The organism is Kushneria sp. EE4, assembly GCF_977968315.1.
The window spans coordinates 2860705-2883308 of the sequence record NZ_OZ386212.1 but is presented as its reverse complement, the minus strand read 5'-3'; the positions used below and the strand labels follow the sequence as shown (position 1 = coordinate 2883308).

Genomic DNA, 22604 nt, shown 5'->3' with positions numbered 1-22604 from the left:
GCGCTGAAGGAGGACAAAGCCATGACACGCACACTGACTCGAAAGCTGATCGATGCGCATCTGATCTCGGGGCACGCACAGCCGGGCGAGGAGATTGCCCTGCGCATCGACCAGGCGCTGTTGCAGGACGTGCTGGGCAGCCTGGTCATGCTGGAGCTGGAGGCGATGGGCGTCGAGCGGGTGGTGACCGCCCCCAGCGTGCAGTACATCGACCACGCCCTGGTGCAGGCCGATGGCATCAACGCCGAGGCGCATCTGTTTCTGGAGCGCGCCTGCCAGCGCCTGGGCGTGATCTACAGCGGTCCGGGCAACGGCATCAGCCATCCGGTCCACATGGAGTACTTCGGCCGGCCGGGCGAGACCCTGGCCGGCTGTGACAGCCATACCACGGCCGCCGGGGCGCTGGGCATGCTGGCACTCGGTGCCGGCGGCATCGAAATCGCCCAGGCGATGGCCGGTGAGCCGCTCTATATCACCATGCCGGACGTCATGGGCGTGTATCTCGAGGGCACGCTGCCCGACTGGGTCAGCGTCCGCGATGTGGTACTGGAGCTGCTGCGCCGCCACGGCGTGGCCGGGGCGAAAAACTGCATCCTCGAATATTACGGCCCGGGGCTTGCCGATCTTTCGGCGATGGACCGCCACGTCATCGCCAACATGGGCACCGAGATGGGCGCCACCACAAGCGTCTTTCCCAGCGATGACGCCGTGCGCACCTTTTTGAAGGCGCGGGGGCGGGAGGCGGATTTTCGCGAACTCAAGGCCGATGAGGGCTGTGTGTATGACCGTCACGAGCGTATCGATCTGTCGCGTCTTGAGCCGCTGATCGCCCGGCCCTCGAGCCCGGACAACGTGGTGCCGGTCAGTGAGGCCGCCGGCGAGCCGCTGTATCAGGCCTATATCGGCTCCTCGGGCTGTCCGGGCTATCGCGACTTTGCCATTACCGCCGAGATCGTGCGCGGGCAGATGGTCGCCCCGGGCGTGTCGCTGGACATCAATCCGTCGAGTCGCCAGGTGCTGGCCACCCTGACCCGTGACGGCTATCTGGGCGATCTGATCCAGGCCGGCGCGCGGCTGCATCAGGCCGGGTGCAACGGCTGTATCGGCATGGGGCAGGCCCCGGCAGCGGGGCGCAACAGCCTGCGCACCGTGCCGCGCAATTTCCCCGGGCGCTCCGGCACGCGGGAGGACAGCGTCTTTTTGTGCAGCGCCGAAACCGCCGCGGCCTCGGCGCTGGCCGGTGTCATCACCGACCCGCGCACGCTGAATCGACCGGCACCGCGCATCGACGAGCCCGACGCAATGGTGGTCGATGCGCGGATGTTCGTCACGCCGCCCGACGCCAGTGGCTCACGCCCGGCCATGCTGGCCACCACCCACACCCCGGCACTGCCCGAGCTGGCGCCGCTGTCCGACCGGATCGAAGCGCCGGTGGCGCTGGTCGTGGGGGATAACATTTCCACCGACGACATCATGCCGGCCGGCAGCCGCGTGCTGCCGCTGTGGAGTGATGTGCCAGCCTCGGCCGCCTTCACTTTCGAGGCCGTGGACGACGGCTATGTCGAGCGGACGAAGGCGAGCCCATCGGGGCACATCATCGTGGCGGGCCACAACTACGGCCAGGGGTCGAGTCGTGAAAACGCCGCGCTGGTGCCGCGCTATCTGGGGCTGGAGGCGGTGATCGCCAAAAGCTTTGCGCGCCTTCACTGGCAGAATCTGGTCAGCTTTGGCGTGCTGCCGCTCACGCTGAGTGATGACAGTGATTACCCGCGGCTGGTCGACAGTGACAGTGTGATCATCGACGCCCCCGGCGAGCAGATCGAGCGTGGGGCCGTTGTTGAGGCGCGGTTGCGCGATGGCACCACCGTGCGGCTCGAGCATCAGCTGAGTGCACGTCAGCGCGATATTTTAAGGGCGGGCGGGGTGATCAACCATTTGAAGGCAAAGCGCTCAAAGGCGCAGGACTGACGCCGGAAGGGTTCAAAAGACAAGAGACGCGGGCGTTTCACGTGAAACACCCGCGCCGGTCAGGCGATATCAACCCAGGGTCTTTTCCAGCACGGCAAAGCGCAGATTATCGCGTTTGGGAATGCCAAAACGCTCGTCGCCGTAGGGGAAGGGCTGGTATTCGCCGGTGCGGTGATAGCCGCGGCGTTCATACCAGTCGATCAACTCCAGGCGCACGTCGATGACCGTCATGCGCAGCCGTTCCAGCGCCATCTCCTCAAGCACCACACGCTCGGCTTCTGCCAGCACTGCCTGACCGATGCCGTGGCCCTGCAGCCAGGGCCGCACGGCAAACATGCCGAAATAGCCGGCGCCGTCCTGCTCGGCCACGTGGGCACAGGCCACCAGCTCATGGGTGCTGTCCCCGGGGCGTTCAGCCACGATGACGTAACTTTTGGGGCGCTCGATATCGGTGCGCAGTACGTCAGGGGAGATACGCTCGCCTTCAAGCAGGTCGGCCTCCGTGGTCCAGCCGCTGCGGCTGGCCTCGCCCCGGTAGGCCGAGGTCACCAGACCCACCAGCGCCGCCACATCCGTGGATGTGGCGAGGCGAAACCGGATGGTGCGGCTCATGACTGCCCCAGCAGGGCAATGTCGGCCACCGCCAGGAAAAGCCCCTGAAGGCCGGCCAGCAGGGCCAGACGATTGCGTCTGAGCGCCTCGTCGTCGCTCATGACCATGACCTGATCGAAAAAGGCATCGACCGGTGCCCTGAGCTCGGCCAGCGCGTCCAGGGTGCGGGCGTAGTCGCGCGCTTTGATCAGCGGGGCAGTTGCCTCGCGTTTGGCCGTGATGGCCTCATGAAGTGCCTTCTCGGCCGGCTCGGCCAGATGGGCGGGGTCGACGTCGGCCGGGATCTCACCGGACTGTTTGGCCAGAATATTGGCCACGCGCTTGTTGGCCGCCGCCAGTGCCTGGGCTTCCTCGCGATGGGTAAAGGCGTGCACTGCGCGCAGACGCCGCTCGAAATCGAACGGGTGCGTAACGGGGCGGGCGCGCACGGCCAGATAGGTCTCGGCACTCATGCCGGCTTCCAGCGCCCAGGCGCGGAAGCGGTCCAGCATGTAGTCCTGCACCTCATCAACGAGCGCTGTCACATCAGAGACGCTGCCATGCTGGCCGGCGGCGATGGTCAAAAGTTCGCGCAGATCAAGATCAAGCTCGGCGCCCACCATGATGCTGAGCACCCCGATCGCGGCGCGGCGCAGTGCGAACGGGTCGCGCGTGCCGGTGGGGCGCTGGCCGATGCCGAAGATGCCGGTCAGGGTGTCGAGCCGGTCGGCAATGGCGAGCGCCTGGCCGGTCGGATTCGAGGGGATGTCATCATTGGCAAAGCGCGGCAGGTACTGCTGGTAGACGGCGCTGACCACGGCCTCGTCTTCACCGTCGAAGCGGGCGTAGTAGGCGCCCATGATGCCCTGAAGCTCGGGGAACTCGAGCACCATCTCGGTGACCAGATCACACTTGGCAAGCGCGGCGGCTCGCCCGGCCTGCTCGCTGCTGCCGCCGAGCTTTTCGGCGATGGCGCGGGCCAGTACTTCGACCCGGCCACTCTTGTCGGCCAGCGTGCCCAGCTGCTTTTGAAAGACCACGCTTTCAAGCTGTTCGATGCGCGCGGCCAGCGGCTGTTTGCGATCGGTTTCAAAGAAAAACGCCGCATCGGCCAGGCGGGGACGAATCACGCGCTCGTTGCCCTCGATCACCTGACGCGGGTCGCGGCTTTCGATGTTGCTGACGGTGATAAACGCCGGGATCAGGTTGTCCTGGGCATCGAGCAGGTGGAAGTACTTCTGATTGGCCTTCATCGACGAGATCAGACACTCCGCCGGCACTTCCAGAAAGCGCTCGTCAAAGCGCCCGGTCAGGGCCACCGGCCATTCCACCAGCCCGGTTACCTCGTCCAGCAGGGTGTCTTCGATGACCGCCGTGGCATCAAGGGCCCTGGCCTGTTCGCGCACCTGCTCAACGATCAGGCTGCGCCGTTTGACCATATCGACGATGACGTAACCCGGGGTTTCAAGCTTTGCGACATATTCATCGGCATGAGACAGCTCGATGGGCTGGTTGTAGTGAAAGCGGTGACCGCGGGTGGTGCGACCGGATTCAAGCCCCAGCAGTTCACAGGGCACCACCTCGTCACCAAAGAGCATGACCAGCCAGTGCACCGGGCGAGAGAATTCTACGCGCGAGGCGCCCCAGCGCATGCGCTTGGGTACCGGCAGAGCATCGACGGCGCGGCGCACGATCTCGGGTAGAAGGGCCGTGGTGGCCTCGCCCGGCTGGGTGTAGCGATGGCCCAGGCGCTCGCCCTTGTCGGTGTCCAGACGCGAGAGCTCGCCCACTTCAAGACCGAGCGAACCGGCAAAGCCCTTTGCAGCCTTTGTGGGGTTGCCTTCCTTGTCAAAGGCGGCGGCCACGGCCGGGCCGAGGCGCTCGATTTGCTGGTCGGGCTGATATTCGGCCAGCCGGGTGATACTGACCGCCAGACGGCGCGGGGTGGCCAGCGGCAGTACTTCGCCGTACTGGACACCGGCATCACGCAGACCGTTTTTGACGCCCAGTGCCAGCGCGTCGACCAGCTCGGCCAGCGCGCCGGGCGGCAGCTCTTCACAGCCCAGCTCGATCAGAAGCGTGCGGGTGGCTGCCGGAGTGTCGGTGACCGTGGTGTTGTCAAAAGCCATCAGTTCGCTTCCTTCTGACCGAGAATTTCAGCGCGCACTGCCGGCGAGGCCAGTGGGAAGCCGGCTGCCTCGCGTGAGGCGTAGTAGGCGTGGGCCACGTCGCGGGCCAGGGTGCGCACGCGCAGGATATAGCGCTGACGCTCGGTCACCGAGATGGCGTGACGGGCATCGAGCAGGTTGAAGGTGTGCGAGGCCTTGAGCGTCTTTTCATACGCCGGCAGCGGCAGATTGGCCTCCAGCAGCGCCCGGCAGTCGCGCTCATGATGATCAAAGTCGGCAAACAGCGTCGCCACGTCGGCGTGTTCGAAGTTATAGGTCGACTGCTCGCGCTCGTTTTGCAGATAGACGTCGCCGTAGGTGATCGTCGAGCCGTCGGGCGCGCGGGTCCAGATCAGGTCATAGACGCTGTCGACGTCCTGCAGATACATGGCGATGCGCTCGAGCCCGTAGGTCAGCTCGCCCATGACCGGGTAGCACTCGATGCCGCCGGCCTGCTGGAAATAGGTGAACTGGGTGACTTCCATGCCGTTGAGCCAGATCTCCCAGCCCAGCCCCCAGGCGCCGAGAGTGGGCGATTCCCAGTTGTCCTCGACAAAGCGGATGTCATGAATCAGCGGATCCAGACCGAGATGGGCCAGCGAGCCCAGATAGAGATCCTGGAAGTTCTCCGGTGACGGCTTCATGACCACCTGAAACTGGTAGTAGTGCTGCAAGCGGTTGGGGTTTTCGCCGTAGCGGCCGTCGGTCGGGCGTCGCGAGGGCTGAACGTAGGCCGAATTCCAGGACTCCGGGCCGATGGCGCGCAGAAAGGTCGCCGGGTGGAAGGTGCCGGCACCGACCTCCATGTCCAGCGGCTGCATGATCACGCAGCCCTGCTGCGCCCAGTACTGCTGCAGAGCCAGAATCAGGCCCTGAAAGGTTTTCACGTCTGGCGTTGACGCGCTCGTGGATGAAACCGTCATCGGGGAACCACCGTTGGCCCATGAATTCAATAGCCCACAAGTATACAATCAGCGCCATGCGGGTTATAGGGCTGTCTGTCCTGTGACGCCAGCGGCCTTCGGGACAGCGCTCCGAAGTCGTCGCCTCACGAACTCATTGCAGGAGTACGCTTCATGATCGTCGTTACCGGCGGCGCCGGCTTTATTGGCGCCAATCTGGTCAAGGCCCTCAATGCACGTGGCCGCGAGGATATCGTTGTCGTTGACGACATGACCGACGGCACGAAGTTTCGCAACCTGGCCGACTGCCAGATTCAGGACTATCTCGACAAGGACGATTTTCTCGATCGGATCAAGCGCGATGCCCGGCTGCCGCGCATCGAGGCGATCTTTCACGAGGGAGCCTGCTCGGCGACCACCGAGTGGGACGGCAAGTACATGCTGGAGAACAACTTCGAGTATTCGAAGGTGTTACTGGAGTACTGCCAGACCCATCAGATTCCGTTTCTCTACGCCTCGTCGGCGGCCACCTACGGCGGCAGCGAGGTCTTTGTCGAGGCGCGCGAGCACGAAAAGCCGCTCAACGTGTACGGCTACTCCAAGCTGCTCTTTGATCAGTACGTGCGCGCCCGCTGGGACCAGCTGACCACCCAGGTGGTGGGCTTTCGCTACTTCAACGTCTACGGCCCGCGCGAGCAGCACAAGGGCTCGATGGCAAGCGTGGCCTGGCACCACTATACCCAGGTCATGAACGGCGAGAACCCGAAGCTGTTTGGCGCGTATGACGGCTATGACGCCGGCATGCAGAGCCGCGACTTCATCCATGTCGATGACGTGGTGGATGTAAACCTGTGGTTTCTCGACAATCCGGAGCGCTCTGGCATCTTCAATCTGGGCACCGGGCGCGCCGAGCCCTTCAAGACCATTGCCGAGACGGTGATCGAAATGACCGGGCGCGGCGAGATCGAGTTCATCGATTTCCCCGAGCACCTCAAGGGGCGCTATCAGAGCTACACCTGTGCCGACATTTCGCGGCTGCGCGAGGCGGGCTATGACCGTGAGTTTCGTGGCCTGGCCCGGGGCGTTCAGGACTACATGCATGCGCTGGGCGTGACGGGGAAGCAGGGGTCGTGAGTGATGTGACCCATCGCAGTACCGTCGGTGAGCGCATTCTGGTCGTCGGCCCGTCTTGGGTCGGCGACATGGTCATGGCGCAGAGTCTTTTTATCGCGCTCAAGGTCCATGATCCAGAGTGTGTGATCGATGTCATGGGGCCGAAGTGGTCCGCACCGATGCTTGAGCGCATGCCGCAGGTGCGTCGCGCCATCGTGCTGGAAACCGGTCACGGCGAGACCGGCCTGCGCACGCGCTGGCACCTGGGGCGCTCGCTGAAAGGAGAATACGACCGCTCGATCGTGCTGCCGCGCTCGCTCAAATCGGCGCTGGTGCCGTTTTTTGCCGGCACCCCCAAACGGGTCGGCTTTACCGGCGAGCAGCGCTACGTGGTGCTCACCGAGCGCCGGCGACTCGACAAGGCGGTGCTGGATCAGACCGTCAAGCGCTTCGTCGCGCTGGGATTGCCACTCGAGGGCACCTCGGATGCCATCCCCGAGCCGCACCTGCAGGTAGACGACGCGCGCCAGCGCTCGCTCAGAGTGCAGCACGGCCTGGACCGGCCCCTGGTCGCGATGATGCCCGGCGCCGAGTACGGCCCGGCCAAGCAGTGGCCGCTGGCGTATTTTCGCCGGGTGGCCGAGGCGGTCACCCGGCGTGGCCATCAGGTGATCGTGCTGGGCGGGCCGAAGGACCGGGACGCCGGGGAGGAGATCAGCCAGGGGCTTGAAGGGGTCATCAACCTGTGTGGCGAGACCACGCTGACGGACGCCGTCGATCTGCTGGGCGCCTGCGAGCAGGCGGTGAGCAACGACTCGGGGCTGATGCATGTGGCCGCGGCGGTCGGCACGCATGTGCAGGCGATCTACGGCTCCTCTTCGCCCAACTACACCCCGCCGCTGACCGGCGCGCGGGATATCCACTGGCTCAATCTGTCCTGCTCGCCGTGTTTCGAGCGCACCTGCCCGCTGGGGCACACGCGCTGTCTCAACGATCTCGCCCCCGAACAGGTGATCGAGGCGCTGGCCATCGACTGATCCGGGCCGGGTATCAGAGGCCGGGTCAGCGCGAGGTGGTCAAAAGCCGCAGCCCCAGACCGATGAAGACCGTGCCCATGAGGCGATCCATCCACTGCGCCAGGCGCTGGCGCCGGCGCAGCCAGTTGGACAATCGCGCGCTGCCCACAATGACGGCGACCTCGATGGGAATGGCCACGGCCAGCGTTACAAGGCCCAGCACCAGCAGCTGCGTGGCGACCGGACCGGCCTCGGGGCGCACGAACTGCGGCAGAAAGGCCATGAAAAAAAGCGCCGTCTTGGGATTTAACAGATCCACCAGCACGCCCTGACGAAAGGCGCCCCAGGCGCCGGTCGAGCGAGCGCCGGTCTCGACCGGTTGAAACTGGCTGCCGGCACCGCGGAGCGCCTGCACGCCGAGATAGAACAGATAGAGTGCGCCTGCCAGCTTGATCGCGGTAAACGCCGAGGCGGAGGCCATCACGATGGCCGACAGCCCCAGTGCGGCGGCCAGTACATGGCCCATCGCACCGCACCAGAGCCCGGCGCCGGCCGCCAGACCCTCACGCCGGCCGCCGCTGGCACTTTTGGCCATGAGATAGAGCATGTCCGGGCCCGGCGTCAGATTGATCATCAGCGCCGCACTCAGGAAAAGCCCCCAATAGGTGATATCCATGGCCGTTGTCCTTGATGGCGCCGCTGCGGGGGCGCACTGCGTGGGGTTGCGCCCTAGTCGTGGCGGTTGCTGTCCAGCGCCCGGTCCTGCTCATGGCGCTCGAGCGCCAGCTCGATCAGGCGCGTCACCAGCGCGGGGTAGCTCATGCCGCCGGCCTGCCAGAGCTTGGGGTACATGCTGATGCGGGTGAAACCGGGGAGCGTATTGACCTCGTTGATGATCACCCGGTTATCCGACGTCAGAAAGACATCCACCCGCGCCAGCCCCGCGCACTCCAGCGTTTTGAAGGCCTCCAGTGCGATACGACGAATCTCGTCGCTGGCGGTATCATCGATGTCGGCGGGTACGGCCACGGCGGCGCCGGCCTCGCTGATGTATTTGGTGTCGTAGGAGTAGAAACCGTCGTCGTTTAACACGACCTCGCCGCACGGGCTGGCCTCGGGGTCATCGTTGCCGAGAATCGCGCACTCGATTTCGCGCCCCTTGATGGCCGATTCCACCAGCACCTTGTGGTCAAAGGAGAGCGCCAGCGCCAGCGCCTTTTCAAGCTCGACCGCGCTGGTGACCCGGCTGACCCCCACCGAGGAGCCCTGGTTGGCCGGCTTGACGAACAGCGGCGTGCCCAGCTGCTCGTGCAGCGACTCAAAGTCAGCGCTGGCGGCACTCTGGCGGTTGAAGGTGACAAAGGGTGCCACGGTAAGGCCGGCATCGCGCAGCAGTCGCTTGGTGATGTCCTTGTCCATGCTCACCGCCGAGCCCAGTACGCCGCTACCGACAAAGGGCAGATTGGCCATGCGCAACAGACCCTGCAGCGAGCCGTCTTCGCCGAGTGTGCCGTGCACGATCGGGAAGACCACATCAAGCTGCTCCAGCGCCTTTTGCTGATCGGGCTCGATCAGCTGCGCCTGCTCGCGCCCGGGCATGACGGCCAGATCACGCTGGGAGTGATGCAGCGCGATGCGGGACGGGTCATCGGCATTGACCAGATAGTGATCGGCGTCACTGACGTGCCACTGCCCCTGTTTGTCGATACCGATCAGCGTGACGTCAAAACGCTCGCGATCCAGGGCGTCGACAATATTGCGGGCGGACTGCAGCGACACTTCATGCTCGGCCGATTTGCCGCCAAAGATGACCCCAACCCTGATTTTTTCCATGACCCCTCCGATAGGACGCGTTCTCAGTGCGCGCATGATGCCACGTTCAGGCGCCGCTGTGCGTGCTCAGCGCGCCTGGTCGGCGTCGGTCTTGAGCAGCCCTGCGTAAAGGGTGCGGTAGCGACCGGCCATGGCCTCGGGAGTGAATCCCTCCAGGCGCTGACACGCCCCGCGGGTCAGGCGGGCGCCGCGGTCGGGGTCGCTCTTGAGCGCCAGTACCGCGTCGTGCAGGGCATCACTGTCGTTGGGCGGGATCAGCACGCCGCTGTCATTGTCGATGACGATATCGGGAATGCCGTCGACGTTGCTGGCAATGATCGGGACTTCGGCGTCCATGACGTCCAAAAGCGTCGAGCCCAGCCCTTCGTTGCGCGAGGGGAAAACGAACAGGTCCATCGCGGCGAGATAATCCCCCACGTTGGACTGAAAGCCTTCCCAGACCACGTTATCGAGCCCCTCGCTTTCACGTTTGAGACGCGCTTCGTCCTCGCCGCTGCCCAGCATCAAAAACACGATGTCGGGATGGGTGTCGGCCAGCCGCCTTGCCGCCTCGATGATCAGGCTCTGTCCCTTGTGGCGATCCACCAGGGCACCGGCATGGCCGATCACATAGCGTCCTTCAAAGCGGTTTTTGAGCGTCTCGACCACGGTCGCGTTACGCGTGAAGTGCGACAGCGCGCTGGGGATGCGTGCCACCGGGCACCAGTGGCGCGCCTCGAGATGGGCCTCGATGGGTGAGGAGATCGCTACCGCCGTGGCCGCGCTGCCATAGGTCCGGCGATTGAACCACTTGTCCTTGATCGGCTGCGGCACGCGGCGAGTCAGGATATAGGGCGTGCGACGCAGCTTCGAGTGCCACCAGGCCCAGTGAACGGCGCGGGCCTCGTGGGCGTGCACCAGATCGACCTCGGGGACATGTTTGTGGCCGACCCACATCTGATGGGCGCTCACAAGCGTTAGCCCTTTGACGCCGGACAGGGCCTGGCGCAGCGGGGAGTCCTGGCGGCATACCAGCGTCTGGGTGATGTCATGGGCGGCCAGCTGCTCGATCAAAAGCTGGGTCTGGCGCTCGCCGCCGCGGAAATCTCGCGCCAGGTTGACGTGACAGATATGCAAGGAATCATTCACCTGTAGGAAATCGATGGGCCAAGGGTGACGCATGACACGGCGCCGGGCCAGTGATGAGGGCGGGGCGACGTCGAGGGCAGGGAGGAATCATCAACGCCGCACAGACAGGTCTACCAGACCCGATTGAAGTCTTCGCGCTCGCGCACCTGCGGGTCGCGCTGAAATTCCAGCAGCTTGGCGTATTTCAGATAGGCGTTGACGCCGGCCGACAGCGATACCGACAGGCCGTCCAGGCCCGCCATGAAGCCGCGCTGAAACAGATACTTGCGCACAAAAGCGTTGGCACCGTGGATCAGCGGAGAGCAGGCGTTCACCTTTTTGCCCTTCAGGTACATGATCTTGGCGGCGCGGGTGGAAAAGCGCCCGCCCGCCTTGGTGAACAGTTCGGCCAGATTGGCAAAGGAGTAGTGCTCGATATCGACGTTCAGCTCGCAGGGCGTTTTGGCCTGAACGCTTGCGTGCTGGCGCGACTCGGAAAAGCCCGTGCGCTCGCGGTCAAAAAGTCGCAGGCAGTAGTCGGGATACCAGCCGCAGCGTTTGACCCAGCGCGAGCCGATGAAGTTGCGCCGGCGCAGGGCGAAAGCGTCATGCGCCGTGTCAGACAATGCCAGCGCGCTGATGGCAGCGACCGCCTCGTCGGTGAGACGCTCGTCGGCGTCCAGCGACAGGACCCAGCGGTGGGTGGCGGCCTTTGGCCCCACGTTCTTCTGCGGGCCGTCGCCCAGATAAGGCTGCTCGATCACCCGGGCGCCGAAGACCCGGGCCCGTTCGCAGGTATCGTCCGCCGAGCCCGAGTCCACCACGATCAGCTCATCGCACACGCGTGCCATCGAAACCAGGCAGGCCTCGATGTTCGCCGCTTCGTTGAGCGTGATCACCACACCGGTGATCGGCGCTCGTGCAGCGCTTGTGCTCATGGGCGCGCCTCGGTGTCATCGTCGGGGAGGCCGGTGGTGTCACGCTCGGTCGGGTCAACGCTGTCATCGATGGCCGGTCCGTTATTGCGGTCGCGCTGAGTGGCGGCCTCACGGGCCTCGGGGACCGGCGTTGCCGGCTCGCCCATCAGCGCCTGGCGGTCAGCGTCCTGCGAGTGAAGCACGGCGGTCTGATCGGTATCGGTGGCGATATCGATGCCCACGCTTGCCATCAACAGCACCGGCATCAACAGCACCAGACTCCAGACCGGGAAGGTGATGCGCCGCGCGCGCGCCATGATGCGCCAGGACAGCCACAGCTCGACCAGCGCGATCAATACCGTCCCGCCACCGGTGATGGCCCACTGGACGGTAGACAGCGCCGGTTTGTCATCGCCTGACAAATCCACCAGATGCGCGCCGACGGCGGCAAAGAGCTGGGTATCCAGCCACAGCGCCCCCAGTCCCAGCGTACCGAGCACGGCGCACGGCCAGATCAGCAGACGCCGCTTTAAAAACAGCGACAGCAGCGCCGGCAGCAGCCAGATCGCCACGGCCAGCGTACCAAGCGCCCCCAGCCAGGCGCAGACCAGCCAGACGATGCCGAGCGCCTCCGGCGGCATGTCGATCATCGGCAGATAGCGCAGCGACAAAAGCCAGGCAAATATCAGATTGAACAGGGCAAAAAAGGCAGTGGCGCGCAGTCGAAACCGCAGGGAATCTTCACTTGAACGAGGCATGATCTAACTCGATTGATATCCGTGGTTGATGGAGGCCATAAGCGTTGCGGCCTGACCGGGGGCAAACTTTTCCAGAGAACGTTCAAGACGTGCAAGATTGTCGGCCTGCCAGCGCCCGGGGGCACGCAGCCGGCAGCGATCCAGATCGATCAGCCAGGGGGTGTCCCGGTCATCGATCAAAAGGTTACGGGCATTAAGATCGACATGGTCAAGACCTTCGTCATGAAAGCGGCGGATCATGCGGCCACACTCGGTCAAAAGGGCCTCATGCCGGGTGGCGGCGTCGGGATCCTGAACCAGCGAGGCCAGCGGCCGTGCTCCGTCGATGCGTCGGGTCATGAGCGCGGCCTGATAGACCATGCCGGCCCGCCAGACGCAGGCGCCGATCGGCTCGGGCACCGCCAGTCCGCGATCAAACAGGGTGGCCAGCAGACGGCATTCGCGAAAGGCGCGGTTGCGCTCCACGCCTGTCCAGACATAATGCTCGGCGCTCAGGCGCGCAACAAGACCGCCGCGGCGATAGTGACGCAGCACCCACGTCTGATCACCGGCGTGTACGAACAGGCTTTCACCGCGCCCGGGGGCCTGGCCGACGATGGCCTCGCGTGCGCGCCACCACTCGGCGGTGAAGTGTTCGGGCGCAAGCGTTGGCTGGCCGGTTTGTGGGGCCGTTTGAGCATCATATAGAATGTGCGCATTCGCTTTTCGGGACGTAATCATCCGCATGAAGCATCCTTTGCCCGCGCAACCCGCGCATATCTGTGTATTGCGGTTATCCGCACTCGGCGATGTCTGCAATCTCGTGCCGACCGTTCGGGCGTTGCAGCGCCAGTGGCCCGAGGCCCGGATCACCTGGATCATCGGTCGGGCGGAGCACAGTTTACTGGCCGGCCTCTCCGGGGTCGAGTTCATGGTCTATGACAAGGCCACCGGGCTTGCCGGCATGCGCAGACTCTGGCGCGAGCTGCGCGATACCCGCTTTGACGTGCTGCTGCACATGCAGCAATCCATTCGCGCCAGTCTTCTCTCGCTGGGTTTGAAGGCCGGCGTGCGCATGGGCTATGACCGCGCCCGCGCCAAGGACTGGCAGACCTGGTTTACCAACCGCCAGCTCACGCCCCATTCGAAGGCGCACGTGCTCGAGTCGTTCATGGACTTTGCCCGCGAGCTGAACGTGAGCGATGATCGCCTCGAGTGGGATATCCCGCTGCCGGAAGCGGCCCGTGAGGAGGCCCGGGGGTTTCTTGGCGGCCGTCAGGCGCTGGTGATCAGCCCGTGCGCCAGCCCCAGGCTGCGCAATTTTCGCAACTGGTCGGCCGAGGGCTACGCCGCCGTGATCGACCACGCCTGGCGTCGCCACGGCCTGACCACCTTTCTGACCGGCGGCACCAGTGCCCAGGAGCTCGAGATGTGCGAGCGCATCGCCGCCGGTGTCAGCGAGGCCGAGCCGGTCAATCTGCTGGGGCGCACCTCACTCAAGGGGCTTTTGGCCGTGATCGATCAGGCGCGCCTGGTGATCGCGCCCGATTCCGGGCCGGTGCACATGGCCAATGCCATGAACACGCCGGTGCTGGGGCTTTTTGCCACCACCAATCCCGAGCGCGCCGCCCCCTGGTGCTGGCGCGAACACGTCGTCAACCGCTATCCCGATGCCGTGGCCACCTATCTGCACAAGTCACCGGACGAGATCGTCTGGGGCACCCGCGTACGCCATGAGGATGCGATGTCACTGATTACCTTTGATGATGTCATCAACCGGCTCGACGCTTTGCTGGCACTGACCGACGACCATGACAAGGCAGCCGGGAGTGCGCGCCATGATGTTTGATCCCGCGATACTCGCCGGCGCCCGGGTCACGGTGGTGGGCGATGTCATGCTCGATCGCTACTGGCACGGGCCCACCTCGCGCATCTCGCCCGAGGCGCCGGTGCCGGTGGTGCGTGTCGATGACAGCGAGGACCGCCCGGGCGGGGCGGCCAACGTGGCGCTCAACATTGCCGCACTGGCGGCGCAGGTGACGCTGTCCGGGCTGATCGGCTGCGATGACAACGCCGCCATTCTGGACGATCTGCTGGCCCGGGCCGGCATCGCTTCACGCTTTCAGCGCAGCGCCGAGATCCCCACCATCACCAAGCTGCGCGTAATGAGCCGCAATCAGCAGCTGATCCGGCTGGATTTCGAATCCTCGCTGGAAGGTGTGAACACCGATGCCATGATGGATCAGGTCAGCCAGGCACTCGATGATACCGACCTGATGATCCTGTCGGACTACGGCAAAGGCACGCTGGCTCAGGTCCAGAAGCTGATCGAGGCCGGCCGCCGGGCCGGCAAGCGGGTATTGATCGATCCCAAGGGCAGCGATTTCTACCGCTACCGGGGCGCCAGCATCATCACGCCCAATCTCAGCGAGTTCGAGACCGTGGTCGGGCGCTGCCACAGCGAGGAGGCGCTGACCTCGCGCGGGGAAGCGCTGCGCGCCGAACTCGGCCTTGAGGCGCTGCTGATTACCCGCAGCGAGCGCGGCATGACGCTGATTCGCGAACACCAGCCGCCGCTGCATCTGCCCACCCGGGCCCAGGAAGTCTTTGACGTGACCGGCGCCGGCGATACGGTCATCGGCGTGCTGGGGCTGGCGCTGGCGGCCGGGCAGAGCCTGCCGGATGCCATGGCGCTGGCCAATCTGGCCGCCGGTCTGGTGGTGGCCAAGCCCGGCACCGCCACGGTGTCGGTTGCCGAGATCGAGGCGGCACTGAGTGCCGATCACGGCGTGGCCACCGGTCACGGCGTGATCGATGTCGACACGCTGACGGCCGCCGTGCGCGCCGCTCAGGCGAACGGTGAGCGCATCGTCATGACCAACGGCTGCTTCGATCTGCTCCACGCCGGGCACGTCAGCTATCTGGAGCAGGCTCGCGCTCAGGGCGATCGATTGATTGTGGCGGTCAATAATGATGCCTCGGTTACCCGGCTCAAGGGCGAGGGGCGGCCGGTCACACCGCTTGAGCATCGCATGGCGGTGCTGGCGGGGCTGCGCGCCGTGGACTGGGTGGTGGCCTTTGGCGAGGACACGCCGGCGGCGCTGATCGAAAATGTGCTGCCGGATGTGCTGGTCAAGGGCGGCGACTATCGTATCGAGGAGATCGCCGGCGGCGAGGCCGTGATGGCCAACGGCGGCGAGGTGCGGGTGCTGGGCTTTGAGGAAGGGCTGTCCACCACCGGCACCATCCGCGCGATCGTCTCGCGCACCGCGCGTGGCAGCGAACAGGAGTAGACCATCCCGTGGGACGACGCCTCTACTGCGCGCTTTTATACGCGCTTGCTCCCCTGATCTGGCGTCGCCTGCGCCGCGAGCGCCTTGACGACCATCCCCGCGGCGAGCGTCTGGGACGCATTCCGGACTATCACGACGAGCGTGTGCTGTGGGTGCATGCGGCTTCCGTGGGCGAGGTGATCACCGCCCGGCCGCTGATTCGCTCGCTGATCGATGACTACCCGGACCATCGGGTGATCGTGACCACCATGACCGCCACCGGCGCGCGCCAAGTGCAGACGCTGTTCGGGGATCTGGTTACTCATCATTTCGTGGCGCTGGATTTTCCCGGCGCCACCCGACGCTTCGTGGCCCGTCTTGACCCTGAAATTGCCATCATCGTTGAAACCGAAATCTGGCCGAATCTGATTCATGCCTGCGCGATGGCCGGCATTCCGGTCACCATCGTCAACGCGCGCATTACCGAGCGCGGCTTTGCCCGCTATCAGCGGTTTCCGAAGCTGATGGGCGAGGCGATTCGTCGGCTGGCCTGGGTGGGGGCCAAATCCGCCGAGGACGCCAAGCGCTTTCGAACGCTTGGTGTATCGGCCCGGCGTCTCAACGTGACCGGCGCGCTCAAGTATGACCAGCACATCGATGAGGCCGTGTTCGACGCCGCCGATGCGCTGCGCGAGGTGATCGGCGATCGTCCGGTCTGGGTGGCGGGCTCGACCCACGAGGGCGAGGAGACGCAGCTTCTGACCGCCCATGCGCGCGTGCTGGCCCGTTTTCCCGACGCCTTGCTGATTCTGGTGCCGCGCCATCCCCAGCGCTTTGATGAGGTGGCCGAGCTCTGCGCCCGTGAGGGCATGACGACACTACGTCGCAGCAGTGACGCCGCCATCGAGGCGGCAACGCAGGTCTATCTGGGCGATACCATGGGTGAGCTGGCGATGCTCTACGCCGCCGGCGATATCGCCTTTGTGGGCGGGTCACTGGTGGATATCGGCGGGCACAATCTGCTGGAGCCGGCGGCCCTTGGCCTGCCGGTAATCAGCGGGCCGTCGCTGTCGAGTCTGGGGGATGTGGTCACAACGCTTGATGAGGCTCATGCCCGGGTCGAGGTGGAAAGCGCCGGCATGCTGGGCGAGACGCTGGTCTCACTGATGCTTGATGACACGCGCCGTGCCACGCTGGGGCGCAACGCCTTTGCAGTGGTGGAAGCCAACCGCGGCGCGCTGGGGCATACCCGGGACTATCTGGGACGATTGATTCGGGCCCGCGAGCTGCACGAGCCCTGGCCGCTGGCGGATAATCCTGCGCCGGGCCGCGAACGCTAGTGCCGTGCGGCCCGGCGCCAGCCATGCTGGCCGGCGTAGTGGTTGAGATGTTCGGCCAGGCGCGCGCGGGTATCGCTCATGGGGTGGCCGGGGGCGAGAATGGTGGTGCGACACATCAGGGTGTACTGATGACGCTCGATGTTGAACCAGACGCTCATCAGCGGTCGGATCGTTTCGCTTCGGGCCATTTCGAAATACAGGGAGTGGTCCGCACCCCTGACACGCACGCCTTCGATGCCCAGGGCGTCATGGGCATCCAGCAGCGCACGTCGCAGCTGATGCAGGGTTGCCGGCGCGTGCGATCGCGCTGAAATGCCACTGCCGTGTCGCATGCTCAATCCTCCCTGATTGTCCATTACCCACACGAAATGAGCCGTTTGAGGCCTTTTGACGTTCGACCATGTCACGCAGCATCAATGAGGTGTCCGCGTTTCAGGGGTAGCGGCCGTCCTGACCGCCCTGCACTCGGACAACATTGCCCGGGCAGTCGGATAATAGTGAGAAACGAGGGTAATGTTCTGCAGCTAAAGTGTGATCATGCGTTATTTGATGGCAACGAACCGTGAGTCATCGGTAACTCACGGCGGGGCAGGGTGGCAATGTAACGGCGTCGACGTGTCGGTTCAGGACGAAGGCGTCAGGCGCTGAACGCCATCACCGGTACCCAGCAGCAAAAGATCGGCGCCGCGATGCGCGAACAGACCGTTGGTGACCACGCCTGCGATCTGGTTGATGCGCGTTTCCATGTCCCGGGCGTTGTCGATGAGCTGGTCATAGAGGTCGATGATCTGGTTGCCGTTGTCGGTCACCACACCCTGACGGTAGACGGGGCTGAACCCCAGCGCGACCAGCTGACGGGCCACATACGAACGCGCCATGGGAATGACCTCGACGGGCAGGGGAAAGCCGCCCAGCTGGCGGACGTGCTTGGAGCCGTCGGCGATGCAGATGAACTGCCGGGCGCAGGCCGCCACGATCTTTTCCCGGGTCAGGGCCGCGCCGCCGCCCTTGATCATGGCAAAGTCGCCATCGATTTCGTCGGCACCATCGACACAGACACTCAACGTGCCGGCCTGGTTGAGATCCATCACCTCGATGCCGATGGCCCTGAGCCGTCGCTCGGTCTCGGTGGAGCTTGCCACGGCCCCGGCAAACTCGTCGCGCAGCGGCGCCAGCGCCTCGATAAAGAGGTTGACGGTCGAGCCCGACCCCACCCCCAGTACGGTATCGCGGGCAAGTCCGGGGCGTATTTCCTCGACTGCTGCCTGCGCCACCGCCCTTTTGAGCTCTGACTGGTCCTGGGATGTCATGGTGTCTCCGAATCTGATGATGTTCTACAGCGGCCCATCAAGCGTATCATGGATATCACGATGGACACTGTCGATCGTTGCATGTAGCGCCCCGCCCCTTGACGGCCTGTTTCACGTGAAACATCCGGCGTGCGCCGCATGTAACCCGGTGTCCTGCAGCGCCGTTTTCAAGTTACAGCCCAGGATATGACAATGCTGGAAGCCTACGCCAAGAGAATCCTTCAGGCCCGCGTCTATGAAGCGGCTGTTGAAACACCCCTTTCCGATATGCCGCAGATGTCCGCACGCCTTGATAATCATGTGCTTCTCAAGCGCGAGGATCTGCAGCCGGTCTACTCCTTCAAGATTCGCGGCGCCTACAACTGCATGGCGCAGCTGGATGAGGCCCAGCGTGCCAAGGGCGTGATTACCGCCTCGGCGGGCAACCACGCCCAGGGCGTGTCGATGGCCGCCAAACGCATGGGCATTCATGCAACGATTGTCATGCCGCGCATTACGCCCGAGATCAAGGTGTCGGCCGCGCGTGCCCGGGGGGCGAAGGTGGTGCTCAAGGGCGACTCCTTCAACGACGCGCTCACCCACGCCCAGGCCCTGATGGAAGAGCACGGTTTGACATGGATCCCGCCCTTTGACCATCCGGACGTGATTGCCGGTCAGGGGACGGTGGCCATGGAGATCCTGAGGCAGCACCAGGGGCCGATCGATGCGGTGTTCGTGCCTGTCGGCGGTGGCGGTCTGCTGGCGGGCATGGCGGCCTATATCAAGTATCTGCGCCCGGACATTCGCGTTATCGGCGTGGAGCCGGAGGACGCGGCCTGTCTCAAGGCCGCGCTGGAGGCCGGAGAGCGGGTGACGCTTGATCAGGTCGGGCTGTTTGCCGAGGGTGTGGCCGTGGCTCAGATCGGGGAGGCGCCGTTTGAAATCCTGCGTCATCACGTTGATGAAGTGATCACCGTCAACACCGATGAGATGTGCGCGGCGGTCAAGGACATCTTCGAGGATACCCGCGCGGTGTCGGAGACCTCCGGGGCGCTGTCGCTGGCCGGGCTCAAAAAGTATGCCCAGCGGGACGGCGTGCGTGACAAAACGCTCATTGCCATCAACTCGGGCGCCAATCTCAATTTTGACCGGCTACAGCATATTGCCGAACGCACCGAGTTCGGCGAGCAGCGCGAGGCCATTTTTGCCGTGACCATTCCCGAGCGCCCCGGCAGTTTCAAGGCGTTTTGCAAGGCGCTGGGCCGGCGCATGGTGACCGAGTTCAACTATCGCTATGCCGACGCACAAAAGGCCCATATCTTTGTGGGCGTGCAGGTGCAGCCCGGCGGCAAGGACCGGCTGGATGTGGCCCGAAAGCTCGAAGAGGCCGGCTACAGCGTCGAGGATCTCACCGACAACGAGCTGGCCAAGCTCCATATTCGCCATCTCGGCGGCGGTCGACCGCAGGAGCCCTTCAGTGAACGGCTCTATCGCTTTGAATTTCCGGAGCGCCCGGGCGCGCTGATGAACTTCCTCAATCATCTGCCCGGCGGCTGGAACATTTCCCTGTTCCACTACCGCAACCATGGCGCCGCCTATGGTCGGGTGCTCATCGGCATGCAGGTGCCGGAAGCCGACTGCGCCACGCTTGAGCAGCGCCTTGACGAGATCGGCTATCGCTACTGGCACGAAACCGACAATCCCGCCTATCGCCTCTTTGTCTCGTGATCGGTCTGGTAACACGATGTGGCCTGGCGGAATGCAACGATGTGTAATGTTGCGGGTCGCGATATTGTGCCGATTCGGCGGTGCCACTATGATGGCGCCGCTGCGGCCTTCTCGTGTCGCTTTCCCGTACGTTTTTCTGTTGTGACGGAGCAGTAATGAGACGTAAACCCGATCTGGTCTTTACCCTGGTACTCATTCTTGGTTTTGGCGTTGTCGCCACGGGCTATGCCCAGAGCGTCATGGGGTATTGATCCTGTCGTGATCGGTGTCGCCGCTGCAGCACCCACCGCAAGGTGTCGGACAGGATTTCGGGGCCACGGGGAGATATAAAAAAACGCATCCACAGGGATGCGTTTTTTTTGTGTCGGTATCGAGGCGATGCGTATCAGGGCTCGACATCGGCTGTTCGGGGTTTGAGCACCTTTTGGTCGCTGACGATCATGTCCAGATTCACATCCCAGGGCTGATGCGGCAGGCGCTCGACCTGCTGACACTGGTGCGCCACCCCGATCAGCGTCGGGCGCGGGCCATGAGGGTGCGAGGCGAAGGCGAGGGTGCGGTCATAAAAGCCGCCCCCCATGCCCAGCCGATGGCCCTGTTCATCAAAGCCCACCAGCGGCATCAGCACGACATCGAGCGCCCAGGGCGCCAGGCGGCGAATGCGCTCGCCACTCTGGCGCAGATCGGGCTCGGTAATTTTAAAGCGGTTGAGCACCATCCGGGTGTCCGGGCGCCAGTGGACAAACCACAAACGGTTTTCCACCAGCGGTCGCAATACCGGCAGATAGACCCGCGTGCCCCGTTGATGCAGCCAGTCCACCAGCGGCGTCGGATCGATCTCGCCGTTTTCCGGCAGATAAAGCGCCACGTGACGTGCCCGGCGCAGAGCGGGAAGCTGCATCAGCCGACGCGCCAGCGACATTGATGCCAGACGCTGGGCGCGATCATCAAGGCCGCGTCGGCGCTGGCGCAGCGTGCGTCGCAGCTGACGACGGTCATCACTGGCCGACAGTGCAGTCATATCCAAGGGAGTGCGATGAAAAAGCAGAGGATGCGAAAAGCGTCGCCGGGGGCGAGGAGTGCGCCGCGAGAGGGCGCGAGGTCTGCGAAGACGCGGTTGATCCGCGGGAAGTGCGCAGCGCACTGACATGAGGGTTCTCCAGAGTGCCGCTGTTGTTCTGGCCCTGAACCTACTGGTTCAAGGTGGGTGGCCGCAAGTGGGCCATCAGGCTTTCCGTCGCGCGGACATGCACACAGGCCCACTTATAGTGGCCCCCTGGGTACTGCGCATAGGCTCGAGGGACTATAACAACTGGCGAACACCCCAGAGAACGGATCAATTCTAACAGATATGCCGGGGGGCTGCGCTACCCTGTCATCCGGGCGGGTCACGCCACGCGATCATGGCGTGCGATTGTTCTCCAGCGCCCTTTGCAACCGCTCGTCGAGCCCGGCGAGCCTTTCTTCGAGTTCCTGCCGACGCCGGGTCTCGTCACGCAGCTCATGGGTGATGTTGAGCCCTGCCATCATGGCCACCTTGTCGATGCTGATGGTGCGTCCGCGGGTCTGAATGCCGGCCATGGCCTGGTCGAAATAGCGTGCGGCCTCATGCAGCGCCTGCTCTTCGCCGGGTGCACAGCTGACGACAAAATTCTGACCCATCAGGGTGATTTCGGCGGTCTGACGAGGACCTTGCGGCATGACATCACTTCCGATATGGGCCAATCGCTGGCCGGTACGCTAAGATGGTGGGCAGCCATTCATGGTCGGTTGCACGAGACTTCAACTCATGGGCCGACCATGTCGCTGCGCTTGCAGCACCACTATAGAGAGACGACCGGGGGCGGTCAACGCGCCGCCCCCGGGCGCGAGTTCATGATTCCCGCCACGGGAACGATCAACCAGGGAATGCAGTATGCCGTCCGGTGATAACGCCCTCGATTTCGCCACCATCAGCGATATTTTTCTTGCCCATGGCAGCCTGCAGTCGCCGGCCTTTTTTGACGGTTACCTGTGTGCCCGTCTGGCGCTTGAGGATATCAGCGCCGAGGACTGGCTGAACCTGATTTGTGCTGCGCTTGGGGTGGAAGAGCCCGCCACGCGTGAAGACGGGGAAAAGCTGCTGACATGGCGAACGCTTGCCAAGGAGCGCCTGGACGCCCAGGAGATGAGCTTCGAGCCGCTGCTGCCCGATGAGCTCTTTTCGCTGTCCGAACGGGCGCAGTCACTGGCGCTCTGGTGCCAGGGCTTTCACGAGGTCGTCGGTGAGGTAGACGCCGATCAGCGCAGCACGTGGTCGGCGCCGCTTCAGGAAGGCGTAAGTGATATCGAGCAGCTCACCCGCATCGATGACGACATCGAAGAGAGCAGTGAAAACGAAAACGACCTGTTTGCCCTGACCGAGCACGCCCGGATGACGGCACTGATGCTGTTTGTCGAGCAGCACCCGGGGCAGCCGGACGTCGAAAAGCCGGCGCAGTCGCTTGAAGAGGGTATAAGCGAGCAGGGCCTGGGGGATGAGGGCCACGGCGAGACCCGCCATTGACACGGCGAGCAGCAGCGCCGGCCACGCGCCGGGCCGCCACGCCTTGAATACGCCGGTAACGGGAGACAGGACAGTGAC

The 22604-nt window shown here is 64.3% G+C and carries 21 protein-coding genes and 1 other RNA gene; 8 read left to right on the top strand and 14 right to left on the bottom strand.

The annotated features are described in order from the left end of the window. Positions 1-21 precede the first annotated feature (21 nt). Entirely contained in the window at positions 22-1968 is a 1947-nt protein-coding gene (locus ACXMYO_RS13085; RefSeq protein ID WP_457809029.1) for an aconitate hydratase, read from the top strand. A gap of 69 nt (positions 1969-2037) precedes the next feature. On the opposite strand, the gene ACXMYO_RS13080 is transcribed toward ACXMYO_RS13085, so the two are convergent. Genes ACXMYO_RS13080 through glyQ form a run of 3 tightly spaced genes read right to left on the bottom strand, consistent with a single transcriptional unit; the run spans position 2038 to position 5650 of the window. Beyond that, on the bottom strand, positions 2038-2580 hold the full coding sequence (locus tag ACXMYO_RS13080; RefSeq protein WP_438765211.1) for a GNAT family N-acetyltransferase: 543 nt from the start codon (positions 2578-2580) through the stop codon (positions 2038-2040). After that, positions 2577-4688, bottom strand: coding sequence for a glycine--tRNA ligase subunit beta (gene glyS / locus ACXMYO_RS13075; RefSeq protein ID WP_457809028.1), 2112 nt, complete (start codon positions 4686-4688; stop codon positions 2577-2579). The genes ACXMYO_RS13080 and glyS overlap by 4 nt, the downstream gene beginning before the upstream one ends. Continuing rightward, on the bottom strand, positions 4688-5650 hold the full coding sequence (glyQ, locus tag ACXMYO_RS13070) for a glycine--tRNA ligase subunit alpha (protein ID WP_438765209.1): 963 nt from the start codon (positions 5648-5650) through the stop codon (positions 4688-4690). Before glyQ ends, glyS begins: the two co-directional genes overlap by 1 nt. A gap of 153 nt (positions 5651-5803) precedes the next feature. On the opposite strand from glyQ, the gene rfaD reads away from it, so the two are divergent. After that, positions 5804-6763 carry an ADP-glyceromanno-heptose 6-epimerase gene (gene rfaD / locus ACXMYO_RS13065; protein ID WP_457809027.1) on the top strand — a complete coding sequence of 320 codons (960 nt, stop codon included), beginning with the start codon at positions 5804-5806 and terminating at the stop codon, positions 6761-6763. 5 nt (positions 6764-6768) lie between these two features. Next, the gene (gene waaF / locus ACXMYO_RS13060; protein ID WP_457809494.1) at positions 6769-7779 is read left to right on the top strand and encodes a lipopolysaccharide heptosyltransferase II; all 1011 of its coding nucleotides are present in this window, start codon (positions 6769-6771) and stop codon (positions 7777-7779) included. Between the two features lie 25 nt (positions 7780-7804). On the opposite strand, the gene ACXMYO_RS13055 is transcribed toward waaF, so the two are convergent. The 6 genes from ACXMYO_RS13055 to ACXMYO_RS13030 all read right to left on the bottom strand — a co-directional run bounded on the left by ACXMYO_RS13055 (position 7805) and on the right by ACXMYO_RS13030 (position 13099). After that, positions 7805-8434, bottom strand: a complete 630-nt coding sequence (locus ACXMYO_RS13055; protein ID WP_457809026.1) for a LysE family translocator — start codon at positions 8432-8434, stop codon at positions 7805-7807. Positions 8435-8487: 53 nt separating this feature from the next. Further along, positions 8488-9591: a D-alanine--D-alanine ligase gene (gene ddlA / locus ACXMYO_RS13050; RefSeq protein ID WP_457809025.1), complete on the bottom strand. Its 1104-nt coding sequence runs from the start codon at positions 9589-9591 to the stop codon at positions 8488-8490. A 66-nt stretch (positions 9592-9657) separates the two neighbouring features. Continuing rightward, a complete protein-coding gene (locus ACXMYO_RS13045) occupies positions 9658-10707 on the bottom strand; it encodes a glycosyltransferase family 4 protein (protein ID WP_457809024.1) in 1050 nt (349 codons plus the stop codon). Between the two features lie 122 nt (positions 10708-10829). Then, positions 10830-11636, bottom strand: a complete 807-nt coding sequence (locus tag ACXMYO_RS13040) for a glycosyltransferase family 2 protein (protein ID WP_457809023.1) — start codon at positions 11634-11636, stop codon at positions 10830-10832. After that, entirely contained in the window at positions 11633-12373 is a 741-nt protein-coding gene (locus tag ACXMYO_RS13035; RefSeq protein WP_438765202.1) for a DUF3413 domain-containing protein, read from the bottom strand. Before ACXMYO_RS13035 ends, ACXMYO_RS13040 begins: the two co-directional genes overlap by 4 nt. Positions 12374-12376: 3 nt before the next feature. Next, the gene (locus ACXMYO_RS13030) at positions 12377-13099 is read right to left on the bottom strand and encodes a 3-deoxy-D-manno-octulosonic acid kinase (RefSeq protein ID WP_457809022.1); all 723 of its coding nucleotides are present in this window, start codon (positions 13097-13099) and stop codon (positions 12377-12379) included. Here ACXMYO_RS13030 and ACXMYO_RS13025 point away from each other — a divergent pair. From ACXMYO_RS13025 to waaA, 3 genes are read left to right on the top strand one after another with little or no spacing between them, the layout of a single operon-like run. Further along, positions 13098-14201: a glycosyltransferase family 9 protein gene (locus tag ACXMYO_RS13025; protein ID WP_438765200.1), complete on the top strand. Its 1104-nt coding sequence runs from the start codon at positions 13098-13100 to the stop codon at positions 14199-14201. The two genes, ACXMYO_RS13030 and ACXMYO_RS13025, sit on opposite strands and share 2 nt — an antisense overlap. Next, entirely contained in the window at positions 14191-15645 is a 1455-nt protein-coding gene (gene hldE / locus ACXMYO_RS13020; protein ID WP_457809021.1) for a bifunctional D-glycero-beta-D-manno-heptose-7-phosphate kinase/D-glycero-beta-D-manno-heptose 1-phosphate adenylyltransferase HldE, read from the top strand. The genes ACXMYO_RS13025 and hldE overlap by 11 nt, the downstream gene beginning before the upstream one ends. A gap of 8 nt (positions 15646-15653) precedes the next feature. Continuing rightward, the gene (gene waaA / locus ACXMYO_RS13015; protein ID WP_457809020.1) at positions 15654-16964 is read left to right on the top strand and encodes a lipid IV(A) 3-deoxy-D-manno-octulosonic acid transferase; all 1311 of its coding nucleotides are present in this window, start codon (positions 15654-15656) and stop codon (positions 16962-16964) included. On the opposite strand, the gene ACXMYO_RS13010 is transcribed toward waaA, so the two are convergent. Further along, on the bottom strand, positions 16961-17296 hold the full coding sequence (locus tag ACXMYO_RS13010; protein ID WP_457809019.1) for a hypothetical protein: 336 nt from the start codon (positions 17294-17296) through the stop codon (positions 16961-16963). The two genes, waaA and ACXMYO_RS13010, sit on opposite strands and share 4 nt — an antisense overlap. A 291-nt stretch (positions 17297-17587) precedes the next feature. Continuing rightward, positions 17588-18274: a ribose-5-phosphate isomerase RpiA gene (gene rpiA / locus ACXMYO_RS13005; RefSeq protein ID WP_438765196.1), complete on the bottom strand. Its 687-nt coding sequence runs from the start codon at positions 18272-18274 to the stop codon at positions 17588-17590. A gap of 153 nt (positions 18275-18427) precedes the next feature. On the opposite strand from rpiA, the gene ilvA reads away from it, so the two are divergent. Further along, a complete protein-coding gene (ilvA, locus tag ACXMYO_RS13000; protein ID WP_457809493.1) occupies positions 18428-19981 on the top strand; it encodes a threonine ammonia-lyase, biosynthetic in 1554 nt (517 codons plus the stop codon). Positions 19982-20366: 385 nt separating this feature from the next. On the opposite strand, the gene ACXMYO_RS12995 is transcribed toward ilvA, so the two are convergent. From ACXMYO_RS12995 to ACXMYO_RS12985, 3 genes are all read right to left on the bottom strand, one after another. Further along, a complete protein-coding gene (locus ACXMYO_RS12995) occupies positions 20367-21002 on the bottom strand; it encodes a 5-formyltetrahydrofolate cyclo-ligase (RefSeq protein ID WP_457809492.1) in 636 nt (211 codons plus the stop codon). 131 nt (positions 21003-21133) lie between these two features. Further along, a non-coding RNA gene (ssrS, locus tag ACXMYO_RS12990) (6S RNA) lies at positions 21134-21315 on the bottom strand. 67 nt (positions 21316-21382) lie between these two features. Continuing rightward, positions 21383-21682 carry a cell division protein ZapA gene (locus tag ACXMYO_RS12985; protein WP_438765193.1) on the bottom strand — a complete coding sequence of 100 codons (300 nt, stop codon included), beginning with the start codon at positions 21680-21682 and terminating at the stop codon, positions 21383-21385. A 214-nt stretch (positions 21683-21896) separates the two neighbouring features. Here ACXMYO_RS12985 and ACXMYO_RS12980 point away from each other — a divergent pair, with 214 nt between their 5' ends. After that, positions 21897-22526, top strand: a complete 630-nt coding sequence (locus ACXMYO_RS12980) for a UPF0149 family protein (protein WP_438765192.1) — start codon at positions 21897-21899, stop codon at positions 22524-22526. Positions 22527-22604 lie beyond the last annotated feature (78 nt).

Coding starts and splice junctions, on each gene's coding strand:
- ACXMYO_RS13085 (WP_457809029.1), top strand. CDS start 22: ATGACACGCACACTGACTCGAAAGCTGATCGATGCGCATCTGATCTCG.
- ACXMYO_RS13080 (WP_438765211.1), bottom strand. CDS start 2,580: ATGAGCCGCACCATCCGGTTTCGCCTCGCCACATCCACGGATGTGGCG.
- glyS (WP_457809028.1), bottom strand. CDS start 4,688: ATGGCTTTTGACAACACCACGGTCACCGACACTCCGGCAGCCACCCGC.
- glyQ (WP_438765209.1), bottom strand. CDS start 5,650: ATGACGGTTTCATCCACGAGCGCGTCAACGCCAGACGTGAAAACCTTT.
- rfaD (WP_457809027.1), top strand. CDS start 5,804: ATGATCGTCGTTACCGGCGGCGCCGGCTTTATTGGCGCCAATCTGGTC.
- ACXMYO_RS13055 (WP_457809026.1), bottom strand. CDS start 8,434: ATGGATATCACCTATTGGGGGCTTTTCCTGAGTGCGGCGCTGATGATC.
- ddlA (WP_457809025.1), bottom strand. CDS start 9,591: ATGGAAAAAATCAGGGTTGGGGTCATCTTTGGCGGCAAATCGGCCGAG.
- ACXMYO_RS13040 (WP_457809023.1), bottom strand. CDS start 11,636: ATGAGCACAAGCGCTGCACGAGCGCCGATCACCGGTGTGGTGATCACG.
- ACXMYO_RS13035 (WP_438765202.1), bottom strand. CDS start 12,373: ATGCCTCGTTCAAGTGAAGATTCCCTGCGGTTTCGACTGCGCGCCACT.
- ACXMYO_RS13025 (WP_438765200.1), top strand. CDS start 13,098: ATGAAGCATCCTTTGCCCGCGCAACCCGCGCATATCTGTGTATTGCGG.
- ACXMYO_RS13030 (WP_457809022.1), bottom strand. CDS start 13,099: ATGCGGATGATTACGTCCCGAAAAGCGAATGCGCACATTCTATATGAT.
- hldE (WP_457809021.1), top strand. CDS start 14,191: ATGATGTTTGATCCCGCGATACTCGCCGGCGCCCGGGTCACGGTGGTG.
- ACXMYO_RS13010 (WP_457809019.1), bottom strand. CDS start 17,296: ATGCGACACGGCAGTGGCATTTCAGCGCGATCGCACGCGCCGGCAACC.
- rpiA (WP_438765196.1), bottom strand. CDS start 18,274: ATGACATCCCAGGACCAGTCAGAGCTCAAAAGGGCGGTGGCGCAGGCA.
- ACXMYO_RS12995 (WP_457809492.1), bottom strand. CDS start 21,002: ATGACTGCACTGTCGGCCAGTGATGACCGTCGTCAGCTGCGACGCACG.
- ACXMYO_RS12985 (WP_438765193.1), bottom strand. CDS start 21,682: ATGCCGCAAGGTCCTCGTCAGACCGCCGAAATCACCCTGATGGGTCAG.
- ACXMYO_RS12980 (WP_438765192.1), top strand. CDS start 21,897: ATGCCGTCCGGTGATAACGCCCTCGATTTCGCCACCATCAGCGATATT.